Origin of the sequence: Bradyrhizobium sp. NAS96.2 (assembly GCF_001908235.1) — a bacterium.
GTDB lineage: Bacteria > Pseudomonadota > Alphaproteobacteria > Rhizobiales > Xanthobacteraceae > Bradyrhizobium.
In genome coordinates this window covers 136,820-153,582 of sequence record NZ_LGHK01000100.1, presented here as the reverse complement: position 1 = coordinate 153,582, position 16,763 = coordinate 136,820, and the positions used below count along the sequence as shown (strand labels likewise).

Annotated in this window: 17 protein-coding genes; 9 read left to right on the top strand and 8 right to left on the bottom strand. The window is 64.9% G+C overall.

Annotated elements, in window-relative coordinates; genetic code table 11:
- From AC628_RS22735 to tsaA, 3 genes are all read left to right on the top strand, one after another.
- On the top strand, positions 1-1,022 hold a 1,022-nt coding region (locus AC628_RS22735), incomplete at its 5' end, for a lytic transglycosylase domain-containing protein (RefSeq protein WP_245321273.1).
- Positions 1,023-1,276: 254 nt separating this feature from the next.
- A complete protein-coding gene (locus tag AC628_RS22730) occupies positions 1,277-2,257 on the top strand; it encodes a Bug family tripartite tricarboxylate transporter substrate binding protein (RefSeq protein WP_074128942.1) in 981 nt (326 codons plus the stop codon).
- 3 nt (positions 2,258-2,260) lie between these two features.
- Complete coding sequence (gene tsaA / locus AC628_RS22725; RefSeq protein ID WP_074128941.1) at positions 2,261-2,752, top strand: tRNA (N6-threonylcarbamoyladenosine(37)-N6)-methyltransferase TrmO; 492 nt, start codon at positions 2,261-2,263, stop codon at positions 2,750-2,752.
- Between the two features lie 108 nt (positions 2,753-2,860).
- Here tsaA and AC628_RS22720 read toward each other — a convergent pair whose 3' ends face one another.
- From AC628_RS22720 to AC628_RS22705, 4 genes are all read right to left on the bottom strand, one after another.
- On the bottom strand, positions 2,861-3,283 hold the full coding sequence (locus tag AC628_RS22720) for an HIT family protein (RefSeq protein ID WP_074128940.1): 423 nt from the start codon (positions 3,281-3,283) through the stop codon (positions 2,861-2,863).
- 51 nt (positions 3,284-3,334) lie between these two features.
- Positions 3,335-4,585: a GNAT family N-acetyltransferase gene (locus tag AC628_RS22715; protein WP_074128939.1), complete on the bottom strand. Its 1,251-nt coding sequence runs from the start codon at positions 4,583-4,585 to the stop codon at positions 3,335-3,337.
- Between the two features lie 155 nt (positions 4,586-4,740).
- On the bottom strand, positions 4,741-5,493 hold the full coding sequence (locus tag AC628_RS22710; RefSeq protein WP_074128938.1) for a glycerophosphodiester phosphodiesterase: 753 nt from the start codon (positions 5,491-5,493) through the stop codon (positions 4,741-4,743).
- A gap of 3 nt (positions 5,494-5,496) precedes the next feature.
- Positions 5,497-5,964: a RidA family protein gene (locus tag AC628_RS22705; protein WP_021078295.1), complete on the bottom strand. Its 468-nt coding sequence runs from the start codon at positions 5,962-5,964 to the stop codon at positions 5,497-5,499.
- A gap of 263 nt (positions 5,965-6,227) precedes the next feature.
- On the opposite strand from AC628_RS22705, the gene AC628_RS22700 reads away from it, so the two are divergent.
- Together AC628_RS22700 and AC628_RS22695 are read left to right on the top strand one after the other, a co-directional pair.
- A complete protein-coding gene (locus AC628_RS22700) occupies positions 6,228-7,091 on the top strand; it encodes a cell envelope integrity EipB family protein (protein WP_168193425.1) in 864 nt (287 codons plus the stop codon).
- 235 nt (positions 7,092-7,326) lie between these two features.
- Entirely contained in the window at positions 7,327-7,728 is a 402-nt protein-coding gene (locus tag AC628_RS22695; RefSeq protein ID WP_074128937.1) for a RidA family protein, read from the top strand.
- A gap of 127 nt (positions 7,729-7,855) precedes the next feature.
- Here the strand turns inward: AC628_RS22695 and AC628_RS22690 are convergent, their stop codons facing one another.
- Positions 7,856-9,166 carry a DNA polymerase IV gene (locus tag AC628_RS22690; protein WP_143201750.1) on the bottom strand — a complete coding sequence of 437 codons (1,311 nt, stop codon included), beginning with the start codon at positions 9,164-9,166 and terminating at the stop codon, positions 7,856-7,858.
- Positions 9,145-9,444 carry a DUF3572 domain-containing protein gene (locus tag AC628_RS22685; protein ID WP_074128936.1) on the bottom strand — a complete coding sequence of 100 codons (300 nt, stop codon included), beginning with the start codon at positions 9,442-9,444 and terminating at the stop codon, positions 9,145-9,147. The genes AC628_RS22690 and AC628_RS22685 overlap by 22 nt, the downstream gene beginning before the upstream one ends.
- A 228-nt stretch (positions 9,445-9,672) precedes the next feature.
- Here AC628_RS22685 and AC628_RS22680 point away from each other — a divergent pair, with 228 nt between their 5' ends.
- A complete protein-coding gene (locus AC628_RS22680; RefSeq protein WP_016845968.1) occupies positions 9,673-10,038 on the top strand; it encodes a response regulator in 366 nt (121 codons plus the stop codon).
- 15 nt (positions 10,039-10,053) lie between these two features.
- Positions 10,054-11,427, top strand: coding sequence for a PleD family two-component system response regulator (locus AC628_RS22675; RefSeq protein ID WP_074128935.1), 1,374 nt, complete (start codon positions 10,054-10,056; stop codon positions 11,425-11,427).
- 116 nt (positions 11,428-11,543) lie between these two features.
- Here AC628_RS22675 and AC628_RS22670 read toward each other — a convergent pair whose 3' ends face one another.
- Together AC628_RS22670 and AC628_RS22665 are read right to left on the bottom strand one after the other, a co-directional pair.
- Complete coding sequence (locus tag AC628_RS22670; protein WP_143201749.1) at positions 11,544-12,746, bottom strand: serine hydrolase domain-containing protein; 1,203 nt, start codon at positions 12,744-12,746, stop codon at positions 11,544-11,546.
- A 127-nt stretch (positions 12,747-12,873) separates the two neighbouring features.
- Positions 12,874-13,470: a TetR/AcrR family transcriptional regulator gene (locus AC628_RS22665; protein WP_074128934.1), complete on the bottom strand. Its 597-nt coding sequence runs from the start codon at positions 13,468-13,470 to the stop codon at positions 12,874-12,876.
- A 133-nt stretch (positions 13,471-13,603) separates the two neighbouring features.
- On the opposite strand from AC628_RS22665, the gene AC628_RS22660 reads away from it, so the two are divergent.
- Positions 13,604-14,836, top strand: a complete 1,233-nt coding sequence (locus AC628_RS22660; protein WP_074128933.1) for an MFS transporter — start codon at positions 13,604-13,606, stop codon at positions 14,834-14,836.
- Positions 14,837-15,339: 503 nt separating this feature from the next.
- Positions 15,340-16,737 (top strand): ammonium transporter, encoded by a 1,398-nt coding sequence (locus AC628_RS22655; protein ID WP_074128932.1) that lies wholly within the window; start codon positions 15,340-15,342, stop codon positions 16,735-16,737.
- The last annotated feature ends 26 nt before the right edge of the window (positions 16,738-16,763 follow it).

Below are 16,763 nucleotides of genomic sequence, written 5' to 3'. Positions count from 1 at the left end.
CCGCCAGGTGCCGAGCCGCCCGCGACGCCCGCCGAGAAACCAGCGGGCCCGCGCCGGCGGAGCCGCCTGCGACGCTCCCGGATACGCAGGCCGAGAAACCTGCCGCACCTCCGGCGGATAGCCCCGCGGCGCCTGCCGACAAGCCTGCTGCGGCACCGGGCGACACGCCCGGGAAACCTGCGGCCACAGCCGACAAGCCTGCGGATGACGCGCGCGAGAGCGACACCCGCGAGGCGATGTGCCTGATGATCGAGTCGGCGGCGCGGGCCAACGATTTGCCGCTCGAGTTCTTCGCGCGCGTGATCTGGCAGGAGAGCCGCTTCCAGGCCGACGCGATCGGTCCGATCACCCGCAGCGGCGAGCGCGCGCAGGGGATCGCGCAGTTCATGCCGGGCACCGCCAACGAGCGTGGGCTCCTTGATCCCTTCAATCCCGTCCAAGCGCTGCCGAAGTCGGCCGAATTCCTCAGCGAGTTGCGCAACCAGTTCGGCAATCTCGGCCTCGCCGCGGCGGCCTACAATGCCGGCCCGCGCCGGGTGCAGGACTGGCTTGCCGGCACCGGCTACATGCCGCAGGAGACGCGCAACTACGTCTCCGCGATCACCGGCTCCAGCGTCGACGACTGGGCTGCTGCCGCCCGTAACCACGGCAAGATGCCGGAGCGTCCGCCGGCCAGGAGCTGCCGCGAGCTGATGGCGCTGTTGAAGCGCGCGCCCAACCCGTTCGTGGCCGGACTCGAGCAGCACATCACGCTGTCGGCGGCCAAGGTGTGGGGCGTGCAGCTCGCCGCCGGCTTCAGCCGCGACAAGGCGCTTGCGATGTATGCCCGCGCGATGAAGCGGCTGTCCAACGTCATCGGCGATCAGGATCCGAGCCTGCTTGGCTCGCGGCTGCGCAGCCGCGGCAGCGCGACGTTCTACCAGGTGCGCATCGGCGCCGACACACGTCCTGAGGCCGACGGCCTCTGCAACCGCATCCGCAAGGCGGGCGGGGCATGCTTCGTGCTGAAGAACCGGGCGTGATGGCGCAGCCCAAATGGAGCGCAGCGAAATCCGGGCGACTGTCGAGAGATGATTGCCAAGTATCGTGCAAACGCGCGATGGACCTAAACCGAGGCCACGCTGATGTTCATGGTTTCTTCGTTGCAAGGAGCGAAGCGACGCGTGATCGTCGGTGAAGTCGTGATGATCGCAGGCAAATGCTGGCTCGGCTGATTGCGGCGACCGCATTATCCGCTACTCTCGTTCCCCAAGAAAGAAAACAACGGGGAAACGGCATGCAGCGGCGTGCATCATCGCTATTCATTGTTGCTCTGACGGCGTTGCTGGTGGCGGCGCTGCCGGCGCGCGCCGCGGACTATCCAACGCGTCCGATCAAGCTCGTGGTGCCCTATGCCGCGGGCGGGCCGACCGACGTGCTCGGCCGCATCGTCGGCGAATATCTCGGGCGCGATCTCAAGCAGGTGGTCGTGGTCGAGAACAAGGCCGGCGCGCAGGGTGCGATCGGCGCCGACGCCGTGGCGCGCTCTGATCCCGACGGCTACACGCTGTTCGTGACGGCGGCCTCGATCTTTGTGCTCAATCCGCTGCTCTACAAGAAGCTGCCCTACGATCCGGCCAGGGATTTCCGCCTGCTGTCTGTCATCACGGATGCGCCGATGATCATGGAGGTGAATCCCTCGGTACCGGCAAAGACGATCGCGGAGTTCGTCGCCTACGCGAAGAAGAATCCCGGCAAACTCAATTTCGGATCGGCCGGCACCGGCGGCACGGTTCATCTCGCCGGCGAGATGTTCAAGCAGATGGCTGGCGTCGAGATGACCCACGTGCCGTACAAGGGCGCCGGACCCGCGCTGCAGGATTTGCTGTCCGGCAATATCCAGCTGATGTTCGATACGCTCGGCACCGCGCTGCCGCCGGTCAGATCAGGCATGCTGCGTGCACTCGGCGTCAGCTCGACCGAGCGCATCCCCGATTTGCCCGACCTGCCGACGATTGCCGAGAGCGGCTACCCCGATTATGCGGTCAGCGTCTGGTATGGTATTGCAGCGCCGTCGAAAGTGCCTGACGAGATCGCCGGCAAGATCAAGGCGAGCCTCGACCGGGCCTTGAACGACGAGGCGTTCCGCGCTTCGCTGGTCAAGATCGGTTTTCCGCCGCTGCGCGCGAAGAACCAGGCCGAGATCGACAAGTTCGTGGATACCGATCGCGCGCGATGGGCTGATGTGGTCAAGGCGCTGAATCTATCATTGGATTGACACATGGTACGTGAAATGGAATTGCGCCAGGGCGAGGTCGCCGTCGACATGCCGACCGCGCGCGATGCCGGGCTCGTCTTCATCGGCCGGATCCGCACGCCCTGGACATCGCGGCTGGCGACGCCGCGGCAGGGGCGGCATGACGGCCCGGTGTGCCGGCTCGAGATTTTCGAGCCCTGGGTCGCCGCGATCAAGGGCGTCGATTTCTACTCGAACCTGGAAGTGCTGTACTGGCTGCACCAGTCGCGCCGCGACATCGTGCTGCAAAGCCCGAAGAACAATGGCAACACCCGGGGCACCTTCTCGCTGCGCTCGCCGGTGCGCCCCAACCCGATCGGCACCTCGATCGTCAAGCTGGTCGGCGTCGAGGGCAACGTCATCCTGGTGCGCGGCCTCGACTGCCTTGACGAGACGCCGCTGATCGACGTCAAGCCCGACCGCTGCGAGTTTACCCCGCTGGCGCCGCCGCAGGCCGGGGATTTCGAGACGGAGTGAGTTGCCTCCGCCGTCATTGCGAGGAGCGGAGCGACGAAGCAATCCATTGCTCCGCACACGCGGAACGATGGATTGCTTCGCTTCGCTCGCAATGACGAGGAGAGGCCGCTACTTCAGCGCCGCAACCAACTTCGCCGCATGTGCCTCCAGCACCTTGCCGTCTTCCTTGCGGCTCGCGGGCGGCAGCAGCGCGACGCCATTCTTGCGCGGCATCACGTGCATGTGGAGATGGAAGACGACCTGGCCGCCGGCGGGCTCGTTGAATTGCTGCACGGTGATGCCGTCGGCTTCAAAAGCCTTCATTCCGGCGGCTGCGATCTTGTGGGCGGCGCGCGCGACGTGGGCGTAATCGTCCGGCGTGATGTCGAGGATGTTGCGGGCAGGGGCCTTCGGGATGACAAGTGTGTGCCCGGGCGAGCGCGGCATGATGTCGAGGAAGGCGAGCACGTGCTCGTTCTCGTAGACCTTGTAGGACGGAAACTCGCCGCGCAGGATTTTTGCGAAGGGGTTGTTGTTGTCGTAGGCGGGCATGCGGCGGCTCCTCAATTTTATAGCGCTAATGTCTAGGTCGCGCCCGAAACGTCAAGCGTCGTCGTCGACCGTCTTCCGGAACGGGCCGGCCTCAGTGAGCTCGCGGCCGACCTCGGCGACATAATCGCGCTCGCGTTTGAGGTAATCGGCGATCGCGCGGCGCAGGCCGGGGTCGGCGATGAAGTGCGCCGAGTACGTGGTTTGCGGCAGGTAGCCGCGTGCCAGCTTGTGCTCGCCCTGCGCGCCGGCCTCGACCACCTTGAGCCCGCGCTGAACCGCGAAATCGATCGCCTGGTAGTAGCAGACCTCGAAATGCAGGAACGGGTGATGCTCGATCGCGCCCCAGTTGCGGCCGAACAGCGTGTCCGAGCCGATGAAGTTGATGGCGCCCGCGATCCAGCGGCCGTTGCGCTTGGCCATGACCAGCAGAACGTCGCGGGCCATGCTCTCGCCGATCAGCGAGAAGAACTCTCGAGTGAGATACGGCCGGCCCCATTTGCGCGAGCCGGTCTCCATGTAGAATTCGAAGAACGCGTCCCACGCATCCTCGGTGATATCGGAACCGGTCAGCCAGTGGATGGTAATGCCGGCAGCAAGAGCCTCGCGGCGCTCGCGCTTGATGCCCTTGCGGTGGCGCGAGTTCAGCGATCCCAGAAAATCGTCGAAGGTCTTGTAGCTCTCGTTGTGCCAGTGGAACTGCTGGTCGGTCCGCTGCAGGAAGCCGTGCGCACCGAGGAACCTTGCCTCGTCCTCGCGGGCAAACGTCACATGCACCGAGGAGGCCTCGGTGGCGTTGCAGAGCGCCCGCAGGCCCCGCGCCAGCGTGGAGCCGATCACCTCGCGGTCAACCCCGTCGCGGATCAGGAGCCGCGGTCCGGTCGCGGGCGTGAAGGGAACGGAGACCTGCAGCTTCGGATAGTAGCTGCCGCCGGCGCGGTGATAGGCCTCGGCCCAACCGCGATCGAACACGTATTCGCCCTGCGAGTGCGATTTCAGATAGCAGGGCACTACGCCGACGATCCGGCCATCGAGCTTCGCGATCAGATGGCGCGGCCCCCAGCCGGTCCGCGGGCAGGCCGAATTGGAAGCTTCCACGGCGGCGAAAAAGGCGTGGGAAACGAACGGGTTATAGCTCGAACTTGCGACGGTCTGGCAATCGCCTGCAGCGGCGGGCGAGGCCATTGTGTCGAGGCTATGGATGCTGTCCGCGTCCGCCTTCGGATTGGCGCAGGCGTCCCATTCGGCGGCCGGAATGCCGCCGATGTCAGCTACAGCTTCCAGGGTGATTTCAGACGACGCCATCGAGAGTGAAGACCGGTGTCTCTTTTGAGCATGATCTTTCCGGAACAGCTGGCTCCACTTCCGGATCATGCTCCGCATTCCGCCATCGCCGATGACGACCAACTCCCGACAACATCGTGCGTCGCAGCGACGAGTTCAAGACTGCCAGTGGCATGTCAGGTTCCCGGCACAAAGCCCTCGAAGATCATCTGGTCGGCATAGCGGGCCGCGCGCTCGCGCTGTTCCGGCGTTCGCACCGTCCAGGCCAGCAGCGGGCAGCCGAACACGTTGCGGGCGATCCAGGGCGCGGGCGCCGGCAGCTGGTTGACCCAGAAGGCGACGAAATGCGGCTCGGTCCTGAAGCCGTGGCGCAGATACAGCATGCCGTCGCGCTGGGCCGGCGTCAGCTTGGTCCAGGAACTGTCGTCATAGGTGCGCTGGGCGGTGATGCCGCGCGGCAGGTTCGGCATGATCTCGCGCAGCGCCAGCACCTGGTCGGGGTCAAAGGACATGCCGACAACAGGGCCGGAATAGGACGACAGCACTTCGGCCATCCGCCGCGCCAGTCTGCGATCGCCGTCGAAATGGCTCTTCACCTCGACCACCAGCGGAACGCGGCCGGCGACCAGCGCGCAGAGGTCGCCGAGCGTCATCATCTGCTCGGAGGTGTCCTTGAACTTGACGGCCTTCAGCTCGGCTGCCGTCTTGGTCGCCAGCAGGCCCGAGCCCTCGGTGAGCCGGCCGAGCGCATCGTCGTGGTGCACCATGGCCTCGCCGTCGGCGGTGAGCTGGATGTCGCACTCGATGGCGAAGTTGCCGGCAACCGCGGCGGTGGCCGCGGCCGGCATGTTCTCGATGATACCGCGCGCGGCATCATGCAGGCCGCGATGGGCGACCGGCCGTTTCGTCAGCCAATCAGGGGCGCGCATCGATCAGGCGACTTCGAACACGCCTTCGACTTCGACCGCGGCATCGGCCGGCAGCGATGCGACACCGACGGTGGTGCGGGCATGGCGGCCCTTGTCGCCGAAGGCCGCGACCATCAGGTCGGAGGCGCCGTTCAGGACCTTCGGGCCGTCGAAGAAATCAGGTGCGGAGTTGATGAAGCCGCCCAATCGCACCACGCGTACGACCTTGTCGAGATCGCCGAGCGCGGCTTTGACCTGCGCCAGCAGGTTGATCGCACAGCCCTGCGCCGCGGCAACGCCTTGCTCGAGCGTGACGCCGGCCCCGAGCTTGCCCTTGGCGATCAGCTTGCCTTCGGCGTTGAAGCAGACCTGGCCCGAGACGAACAGCAGGTTTCCGCTGCGGACGAAGGGGACATAGTTCGCGACCGGGGAGGTCGGCTCGGGAAGTGTGATGCCCTGTGACGCCAGTTTTTGTTCGACGGTACCCGCCATCTTTTGTCCCCCAATTGGATTGCACGAAGCCTGAAACGCGGTCAGGGCCAAGTTTGTTTCGATTGTTTCGCGCATCGTGCCGCAGGTTGCAAGCGACGGTCGCGTGAGGGCCGAGTGGCCGCGGCGTACGAAATCGCATGGAAAACTGACAAAAACGCCGGCAATTTCGCGGCATACATTGCGATTTTGTCAGACTTGCCCCAGTTGCGGCGCAATACCACCGTCACTATTGTGGCGAATCCCTGCCTCCCCGAGGAAAAACCATGACCATGCCGTTCCGGACTCCGTCGCGTGCCCTGGTGCTTACGATCGCCGTTGCCGCAGGATCCGCTCTGGTTCATGGGTCTGCCGTCGCCGCGAGCGGGCCGTTTCTCGCGCACCAGGCGCTGTACGATCTTAGTCTCGTGAAATCACGCGGCTCCAATTCGGTGAGCGATGCACGCGGGCGCATCCTCTACAATTTTTCCGGCAATTCCTGCGAAGGCTACACCTCCGAATTCCGCCAGGTGTCCGAGCTTGACAGCGGCGAGGGCAAGGTGACGCTGTCCGATCTGCGTTCCACGTCCTGGGAGGACGCGTCGGGCAAAAGCTACCGCTTCAAGATCGACACGCGGATGAACGACAGTGACTCCTCGCCGGTCGACGGCATCGCCGAGCGGGTCGGTGATCATATCACCGTGAAGCTGACCCAGCCGGTGAAGAAGACGTTCAATATCGACGGCAAGATCGTGTTCCCGACCGAGCAGATCCAGCACATCATCGCCGCCGCCCGTGACGGCAAGTCGGTGCTCGAGCAGACCGTCTATGACGGCTCCGACAATGGCGAGAAGGTCTACAACACGCTGACCGTGATCGGTCGCCCGATCGCTGGCGATCGCGCGCCGTCGTCGCCCGATCCGTCGACGGCAAGCGATGCGATGAAGACCATGACGCGCTGGCCGGTAACGGTGAGCTATTATGACAGCGACGCCCGGGCGAAGGACGGCGAGCAGACGCCGGTCTACGCGATGTCATTCGAGCTCTACGAAAACGGTGTCTCCCGCGCGCTGGTGCTGGACTACAACGATTTCGTGATCTCCGGCGCACTGGACAAGTTCGACGTCAGGGATTCCAAGCCCTGCAAGTGAGGGGCTGGCTATCGCCGCACATTCAGTGTCGTCCCGGCGAAAGCCGGGACCCATAGCCACCGAAGGTGAGTATTGCGCGACGTTGGAGCCACAGCCTCTTTCAACAACTCAACTCTGTGGTTATGGGTCCCGGCTTTCGCCGGGACGACAGCGGAGCGAGCCCGCGAGACTGCTCTGGTCGGAACCATCAGACACGAGTACGCTTCCCGAAACACGCGTGTCAGGGAGCCACATCATGAGCAAGCTCGATCATCTTCGCCCCAGCGGCCTGCATCACAATCCGGCTTACTCCCACGTCGTCGTCGCCTCGGGCGCGCGCACGATCTATATTTCGGGACAAGTGTCCACTGACGAGGAGGGCCGGGTGGTCGGCGCCGGCGATCTCGCCGCGCAGACGACGCAGGTGATGCAGAACCTCGGCATGGCGCTGAAAGCCGCCGGTGCGACCTATTCCAACATCGTCAAGATCACGACCTTCGTGGTCGGCTACAAGCCGGAGCTGCGCCCGATCATCGGCAAGGCGCGCTCGGCGTTCTTCGAGGGCATGGAGCCGCCGGCCTCTACGCTCGTCGGCGTCACCGCGCTCGCCGCGCCAGAATGGCTGATCGAGATCGAGGCTATTGCGGTCGCGGATTGAGGGTAGACGCTCTCCGTCATTGCGAGCGCAGCGAAGCAATCCATACCTCCGCGCGTGCGGAGCGATGGATTGCTTCGTCGCTGCGCTCCTCGCAATGACGGAGTTCGGGTCGCGTTCGAGCCCCGGACTATTCCGGCTTCCCCGGCCCCTCATACGCAATGCCCCGGATCACGGCGGCGTTGCCGAACTTCTTGCGCAGATTATCCATCGCGCGTTCGGCGTGCGCCGAGCGGCGGTCGAGCATGTCGGAATCGTTGGCCTGCGAGCCCGGGCGCAACGCGCTGACGCCGGCGCCCATCAGGCGAAAGGCGGTGCCGTCGATCTCCTTGGCCAGCATCTCGCGCGTCACCGCGAAGATCTTGGCGGCCAATTGGGTCGGGGTCTGGATCGATTGCGAGCGGGTGCGCTGGCGGAAGTCCGCGGTCTTCAGCTTCAACGTGATGGTGCAACCTGAGAGGTCGCTGCTCTTCAGCCGCGCCGAGGTCTTCTCCGACAGCTTCCAAAGCAGTTTTTCCAGGATTGCAAAATCGCGGATGTCGGTCTCGAAGGTGGTTTCGCTCGAGATCGTCTTGGCGCCGCGATCGGGCACCACGCTGCGGTCGTCGATGCCGCGCGCCAGCCGCCACAGCCTGCGGCCTTCGCTCGCGAACTGCTTCATCAACTCGTTCTCGTCGGCGCGCTGCAAATCGGCGATGACGCGGAACCCGCGTTGCACCAGCTTCTCCTGCGTCGCAGGCCCAACGCCGTAGATGAAGCCGACCGGCTTGCTGGCCAGCATCTCGCGCGCCTCATCCTGGTCGAGCGTGGCGAAGCCCCTCGGCTTGTCGAGATCGGAAGCGATCTTGGCGAGGAACTTGTTGCAGGACAGCCCGACCGACACCGTGATGCCGATATCGCGCTCGACCTCGCGGGCGAATTTGGCGAGCACCTTGGCCGGGATCATGCCGTGGACGCGTTGCGTACCGGAGAGATCGAGGAACGCCTCGTCGATCGACAGCGGCTCGACCAGCGGCGTCAGCGCCTGCATCGCCTGGCGCACCTCGCGCCCGACCCGGACATATTTCGCCATATCGGGCGGGATCACGGTCGCGTCCGGGCAGAGTTCCAGCGCCTTGAACATCGGCATCGCCGAGCGGACGCCGTAGGTGCGGGCGATGTAGCAGGCGGCCGACACCACGCCGCGCTTGCCGCCGCCGATGATGACAGGGCGGTCGGCGATGTCAGGATTGTCGCGCTTCTCGACGGTGGCGTAGAACGCGTCGCAGTCGATATGTGCGAGCGCGAGCACGGGCAGGGTGCGGTGACGCACCAGCCGCGGCGAACCGCAATGGCTGCATCGCTTCACCTTGATATCGAGATCGCCGAGGCAGTCCCGGCAGAAACTGAGGGGGCCGTCGGGAGCCGCCGCTGCCGTCGTCACGGCACGTCGCGCTCCCATTTCGGGTCGCCCAGCACCTGGTGGGCGGCGGCGATGTTGGTCGGGTGCAGTTCGGAGGCCGCGGCGAACGCCTTCACGGTGGCGTCATCGCGCATCACGAAATCGAGCACGCTCGCAAGAAATTGAGGATCGGACGCAGCGTTCCGCAGCGTCTCCGGACCGATTCCGGTTTCGGCCAGGAACAAGCCCAGCCGTTCGGGATCGCCGGCAATGAAACCGAGCGCCTGAATCGCAACGATTTCAGCAACTTCCCGGGGGTTGTGAACAGGCTTTTTCAACGCGCCGGTTTGCCTTTCCGTTAACTTATGGTCTCTATTGAGAGGCCCATCATGCCCGAGTCTTCCGCGTGTGTTCAAGCAACGGAAACCACGCTGCGGAAGTTGGATGTCGGGTTAACGGGTTAGAGCGATTCTGGCGCTAGTTTGAATTCACATTTTCGACGCGCTCCGCGCGCGGTGCGTGAGGTGCCGCAGCCGGGCCTGTTTCCTAAGTCTGGGAGGGACGGGATGGCCAAAACCGTCCTGATCGTGGAGGACAACGAGCTCAACATGAAGCTCTTTCGCGATCTGTTGGAAGCGCATGGCTATCAGACTTCGGGCACCAGCAATGGCTTCGAAGCGCTCGATCTCGTCCGCAAGCTGCGCCCCGACCTCATCCTGATGGATATTCAACTGCCCCAGGTTTCCGGCCTCGAGGTCACGCGCTGGATCAAGGACGATCCCGATCTGCGCACGATTCCGGTGGTCGCGGTCACCGCCTTCGCCATGAAGGGCGACGAAGAACGCATCCGCGAGGGCGGCTGCGAAGCCTATTTGTCCAAGCCTATCTCGGTCGGCAAATTTATTGAGACTGTCCGACGCTTTATCGGATAGGGGAGTTGTGGTGCAATGTCAGCGCGTATCCTCGTCGTCGATGACGTTCCGGCGAACGTCAAGCTGTTGGAAGCCCGCCTGTCGGCCGAATATTTCGATGTGCTGACCGCTTCCAACGGGACCGAGGCGCTGGAAATCTGCGCGCGCGCCGAATGCGACATCATCCTGCTCGACGTCATGATGCCTGACATGGACGGCTTCGAGGTCTGCCGCCGCTTGAAGTCGAATCCGGCGACCCATTTCATCCCGGTCGTCATCGTCACCGCGCTCGACAGTCCCGCCGATCGCGTGCGCGGCCTTGAGGCCGGCGCCGATGACTTCCTGACCAAGCCGGTGTCCGACGTCGTGCTGATCGCGCGCGTGCGCTCGCTGACGCGGCTGAAGATGATGACCGACGAGCTGCGCATGCGCGTCATCACCTCGCTCGAGATCGGCATGCAGGCGCCCGAGCGCAGCGCGATCGCGGATCGTGGCGCTGGCGGCCGCATCCTGCTGGTCGACGACCGGCCGTCGTCCTACGAGAAGCTGGCGCCGATCCTCTCCGCCGAGCATACCGTCGACGTCGAGACCAATCCGTCTGAAGCGCTGTTCCATGCCGCCGAGGGCAATTACGACCTGCTGATCGTGTCGCTCAGCCTCGATAATTTCGACGGCCTGCGGCTGTGCAGCCAGGCCCGCTCGCTGGAGCGAACGCGCCAGGTGCCGATCCTTGCGATCTCGGATGCCGACAACAACACGCGGCTGATGCGTGGGCTCGAGATTGGCGTCAACGACTATCTGCTGCGTCCGGTCGACAAGAACGAGCTGCTGGCGCGGGCGCGCACCCAGATCCGCCGCCGCCGCTACACCGATCATCTGCGCGACAACGTGCAGAACTCGATCGAGATGGCGATCACGGACGCGCTGACCGGCCTCAACAACCGGCGCTACATGGAGAGCCATCTCGCGACGCTCGCGGAGCAGGCCTCGATCCGCGGCAAGCCGCTGGCGCTGATGATCCTCGACATCGACTACTTCAAGGCGATCAACGACACCTACGGCCACGATGCCGGCGACGACGTGCTGCGCGAATTCGCCGTTCGCATCCGCAAGTCGATCCGCGGCATCGATCTCGCCTGCCGTTATGGCGGTGAGGAGTTCGTGATCGTGATGCCGGAGACCGATCTGCATGTCGCCGGCATGGTCGCCGAGCGGCTGCGCCGCTCGATCGCGGGCGAGCCCTTTGCCGTCGACAAGGGCGGCAAGCGGATCACGGTCACGATCTCGATCGGTCTCACCACGCTGGAGCGCAAGGGCGAGCCGGTCGCCGACGTGCTCAAGCGCGCCGACACCGCGCTCTATCGCGCCAAGCACGACGGCCGCAACCGCGTGGTCTCGGCGGCTGCGTAATCAACTCCGGTAGTCTCGTAGCCCGGATGGAGCGCAGCGCAATCCGGGGGTATCGAGCCGCTTGCACCAGCCTCCCGGATTTCGCTGCGCTGCATCCGGGCTACGAAGCTGCACTATCAACCGCGCTTCACCGCGTCATAGGCCATCCGCTTGAACTCGAACGAGAACGGATGGACGAACGCCATCTGGCGCTGCGCCATCATCACGCCGGCGATGCCCTTTCTGGGCGAAATCCACCACTGCGTGCCGGCGACGCCGCCCCAGTAGAATTCGCCGGCGGCATCGGGATGGTCGATCGGCGAGGGGGTGAGGATCATGCCGCCGGCAAGCCCATGCGCCTTGCCGGGCTGCTCGCCCATCATCGCGAAGCGGATCCATTGTCCGTCCGGCAACTGGTTGGACATCATCGCTGCAATGGTATCCGGCTTCAGCAGGGTCGGTCCGCCCGGCAGCAGGCCGCGGATCAGTGCGACCATGTCGGGCAGCGTCGACACCAGGCCGCCGCCGCCGTTGAGCCGTGCGACCGGGCGCAGATAGGCGCCGGGGAAGGGCGCGTTGTCGGTGCGGGTGAGGCCCGGATTCATCGGCTCCATGAGATCGGCGCCCGCGTAATACGCGACCAGGCGTCCCTGATCCTGCTCGGGAACGACGAAGCCGGTATCGACCATGCCGAGCGGATCGAGGATGCGCGCCTTGATGAATTTGTCGAAGCTCTGGCCGCTGACCACCTCGACCAGGCGCGCCACCACGTCGATCGCGAGCGAGTATTCCCACGACGTGCCCGGCTGATAGATCAGCGGCAGACCGGCCAGCACATCGACCATCTCGGCCAGGGTCGTGTTGGGATTGTGCACGCCGCGCTCGTTCAGCGCCTTGAAGATGACGGTGCCGGGATCGAAGAAGCCGTAGCTCAAACCGGCGCTGTGGCTCAGCAATTGGCGGATGGTGATCGAGCTCCGCGCCGGCTCGGTGTCGTCGATCGACGTCGCGCCCGGCCGCAGCACCTTCCGGTTGCCAAGCTGCGGGATGTAGGTCTCGATCGGATCGTCGAGCCGGAAGCGGCCTTCCTCGAACAGCAGCAGCGCGGCGCAGGAGGTGATCAGCTTGGTGTTGGAGAACACCCGGAAGATATGGTCGGTGCGCAGCGGGATCTGCGCTTCCTTGTCGGCCCAGCCGACGCAGGAGACATCGACGAGGTCGCGACCCACCATCACCGCAGACGAGATGCCGGACAGGAGATTGTTGTCGATGTAGCGCTGCATGGCGGCGCGTGCCGGCGCGAAATCGTAGCCGGTGGCCGTCACCTTCAGATCTTCCATGGTCGTTCCCCTGTTGCGCCGCGCCGTTCGCGCGGTCGTCGGTCATCTCGCATGACGGAATATCCGCTCGGGCCGTCGCGCGTGGTCCGCGCTACCAACCAAACGGAACCTGTTTGTGCAACCGGATTTATCCGCCGCGCTTCTTGTCTGTGGAGCTTGCGACCTTGACGCCTGCGTTGGCCAGCAGCACGCGCGCCGCTTCCCTGGCCGCGCGCGCCATTGCCGGATCGTCGCGCACCAGGTCCTGTGCGATCGAGCCGTCGACCAGCAGCGTGAGCTGGGTCGCAAGTCCCTCGGCATCGGCGACGCCGAGCTGGCGGAGCAGATCGCGAAACCAGATCCGGCGGCTTTCCTTGAAGGCAACCGCGATATTTCTGAAGGTACGGTCCTCGTCCTCCGGTCCGAGCTCGGCCACCGCGTTCACGAACGGACAGCCGCGAAAATCCTTCGCCGTGAAGCGCCGCTCCAGCGAATCGAAGGTTGCGAGGATCTGCTCGGCCGGCGGCTTGTCGGAGGGGCGGGGCTGCACGAAGCGGTGCTGCAGATAGGCCTCGATCAGCGCGTCCTTCGACGGGAAATGATTGTAGAGCGTGCGCTTGCTGATGCCGATCTCGGCCGCGATGGTGTCGACGCCGATGGCGCGAATGCCCCGCAGGTAAAACAGTCTGTCGGCGGTCTCGAGGATCCGCTCTTTCATGGTCTGTTTGGGAGGCGGGGAAGCCATGCGCCGGCCGTGATCCTCTTCGCTTGACAGCAGCGGCCACGTATAGCCTAATTACACAGGTCTGTGTACCTAAAATAAGCGGGAATCGCAGGCTGCGGCACGCGTGCCGCGCCCCTTTGGGAGAACAAGAACAATGCCCCTGTTGCAGGTCCTGCGTCCCACGCTTCCCATTCTGATCGGTGCCTCCATCATGCTCACGCTGAGCATGGGGCTGCGGCAGAGCCTCGGCATCTTCATGCAGCCGCTGACGCACGATATCGGCATCTCGGTGTCCCATTTCACGCTGGCGCTGGCGGTGCAGAACCTCGCCTGGGGCTTCCTGCAGCCGCTGGCGGGCGCGATGACCGTGCGTTACGGCTTCCGCCCGATCATGGTGGTCGGTGCGCTGGCCTACATCGCGGGCCTCGTGCTGATGACGGCGGCGCATGGGCTCGTCAGCATCATGATCGGCGCCGGTGTGCTGATCGGCCTTTCGCTCGCCTGCACCGCGAATGCGATCGCCATGTCGGTCGCGGCGCGCGCGGTGCCTGAGACGGTGCGCTCGACCGTGCTCGGCATAGTCTCTGCCGCGGGCTCGCTCGGCGCGCTGTTGTCGGCGCCGATCGGCCAGATGCTCAATGAAGGGTTCGGCTGGCGCGTCGGGCTTGCCGGCTTTGTCGTCCTCTCGGTCTTCATGATTCCAGCGGCCTTGTACGCCGGCCGCGTCGACAAGATTCCGCTGCCGAAGCCTGCCGGTGACGACATCGGCAACGCGACGGCGGCGACGGCGGCGAAGACCGCGTTCGGCAACGCGTCGTTCGTGGTGATGACCTGCGCCTACATGGTCTGCGGCATGCAGCTCGTTTTCCTGACCACGCATCTGCCGTCGTATCTTGCGATCTGCGGGCTCGATCCGATGCTGAGCGCGCAGACGCTCGGCATGATCGGCGGCTTCAACGTGCTGGGCTCGCTGTTCTTCGGCTGGGCCGGCCAGCGCTGGAATAAGCTCGCGCTGCTCGGCGGCATCTACATCCTGCGCTCGCTGGCGCTCGCCTGGTATTTCATGCTGCCGGCAACGCCGGGCTCGACGCTGCTGTTCGGCGCCATCATGGGCTTCCTCTGGATGGGCGTCGGTCCGCTGGTCGCGGGCGCGGTGGCCGAGATGTTCGGGCTGCGCTGGCAGGCGATGATCCAGGGCCTTGCCTTCATGAGCCACCAGGTCGGCAGCTTCCTCGGTGCTTACGGAGGAGGGGTGATCTATGACTCGCTCGGCTCCTACACCATGGCCTGGCGCATCGGTGTCGCGCTCGGGCTCGCCGGCGGCATCATCCAGCTTGCCTTCGCGCTGATCCGGCCGGCGCAGCCGCCGCTGCTCAAGGCCGCCTGAGCTTCCGATCCCGGCAAACCGGCGACTGCCCCATACGAGGGCAGTCGCCGATTGCTGCCTATTTTTCCAGCGATCACTTGCTGCGAGAACGTGCAGTGGAGCGCGAAGCCGTTCCGCGCGTGGATTGAATTTGCAGTGCCTTCAATGGGTTGCTCGGCACGTGCCGGTGGCACGAATCTTGATTGAATCTGGCTAGAAATCGTGCCGGAAACCGTTGCAGGGGTTTTCCGGCCTGGGGACCCATGGGAAGGGCTGGCCGCGATGAGGCTAGTCGGCGTCATTCTCCAGCCATCCGCGCACCACGGCCTCCGCCGCGCCGCCGAGCAGGAGGCGCTTGTGCCTCGCGCCCGGCCTGATGCCGCTGCGCCTTCGCTGCATCCCGCCACCCGCCGCACCGCACTTGGAGACATCCCGATAGCCGGGTGCGCGCTGTCATTCGGCGTTCGCGCTCCGAACGCGCCGCGCCGATTCCGAACACCTGCATTTCTTGTGATGGGAGGACGATGATGGAGTCTGCGACATACACGCGCGAGAGGCTCGTGAGAATCGTGATTGCTCTGCTGGGAGTGGCGCTTCTTTGCCTGCTGTTCAGTGACCTTGCGCTGGCTGAGGATGCGGCGGCGCCGCCTGCCTGCGGCGGCAAGATTCTCGAGAAGTGTACGCCGAATTCCGGCGACACCGCCTGGATGCTCACGTCAGTCGCGCTCGTCCTGATGATGACGGTGCCGGGGCTTGGCCTGTTCTACGGCGGCATGGTGCGCAAGAAGAATGTCGGCGACACCGTGATGACCAGTTTCGCGGTGACCTGCCTGGTCACGATCCTGTTTGCCGTCCTGACCTACAGCCTGGCGTTTCGTTCCGGCACGCCGTTTATCGGCGGTCTGGATCGCATGTTCCTCAAGGATATCCTGAGCGACATCGGCAAGGGTGGCATCGGCAATCCCAATCCGCTTGCCGCGACCATTCCTGAGTCCGTCTACATCTGCTTCCAGATGACGTTCGCCATCATCACGCCGGCGCTGATCGCCGGCGCGTTTGCCGAGCGGATGAAGTTCTCGGCGATGCTCTGGTTCATCGGGCTGTGGGCGATCTTCGTCTATGCGCCGATCGCGCATTGGGTCTGGGGACCTGACGGGATCTTCTCGGCGGGCAACGACGCCGCGTATGTCAAGGTTCTCGATTTCGCCGGCGGCACCGTGGTGCACATCAATGCCGGCGTGGCCGGCCTGATGTGTGCGATCATGCTCGGCAAGCGCGTCGAGACGGGGCCGGCGCACAACATGGTGCTGACCTTCATCGGCGCCTCGCTGCTGTGGGTCGGCTGGTTCGGCTTCAACGCGGGCTCCGCCGTCACCGCCGGAATGCAGGCGGGCATGGCGATGCTGGTGACCCAGATCGCCACTGCGGTGGCGGGCTTCACCTGGATGCTGGTGGAATGGGCGCTCAAGGGCAAGCCGACGGTCGTCGGCATCTGCTCGGGCGCCGTCGCAGGTCTCGTCGCGATCACGCCGGCCTCCGGTTTCGTCGGGCCGGTCGGCGCCTTCGCGATCGGCATCGCCGCCGGCGTCTGCTGCTACTGGGGATGCACCGGCTTGAAGCGGATGTTCAGCTACGATGACGCGCTGGACTGCTTCGGCGTTCATGCCCTCGGCGGCATCGTCGGAGCGCTGCTGACCGGCGTGTTCGCGGTCGAGCAGTATGGTGGAACGGCCGGCGTTCTGGAGGGGAATGCCGGGCAGTTCCTCAATCAATGCATCGGCGTCGCGACGGTTTTCGTGTATGATGCCGTCGTGAGCCTGATCATCCTGTTCGTGATCAATCTCTTCGTCGGGCTTCGCGTGACGCGCGACATCGAGCGCGAAGGGTTGGATCTGGCGCTGCACGGCGAGGTCGTGCAGTAGACTTGGCGGCATTCCGCGCCGGCCGG